Source organism: Clavibacter lycopersici (assembly GCF_003576405.1).
Taxonomy (GTDB): domain Bacteria; phylum Actinomycetota; class Actinomycetes; order Actinomycetales; family Microbacteriaceae; genus Clavibacter; species Clavibacter lycopersici.
Genome location: NZ_QWGT01000577.1, coordinates 1 through 354 on the forward strand (window position 1 = coordinate 1; position 354 = coordinate 354).

The 354-nt window shown below is 80.5% G+C and carries 1 pseudogene; it reads right to left on the reverse strand.

Annotation, left to right across the window (positions count from 1 at the left end):
* Window positions 1-354: pseudogene (locus DZG00_RS16610) on the reverse strand (alpha/beta hydrolase); the annotation flags it as partial.

Genomic DNA, 354 nt, shown 5'->3' on the forward strand with positions numbered 1-354 from the left:
CGCGCGGGGCCGCCCGCCTCCGGCTCCAGCGCCCGGCGCACCTCCGCGAGCATGGCCAGGTCGCGGCCGAGCGCCTGCTGCGCTCCGCGGCCGGGGGTCGTCGCGGCATCGGCGTGGAGCTCCGCCTCGCGGAGGTCGAGGAGGCGCCGGTTGGCGGCGTCGCGGTCGACGACGGGGATGCCCTCCAGGTTCCCGACGAGCTCGGGGATGCCCCGGGCGAGGTCGCGGCGCGCGTCCTCGGCGAGGCCCGCCCACCAGGCGGCGGTGCTCGACACGGCGGGCGGGCGGCGGACGAGCTCCCGGATCGTGTCGGGGATCGCGTGCGCGAGCCGCCGCAGCTCCGGCGCGTCGAGC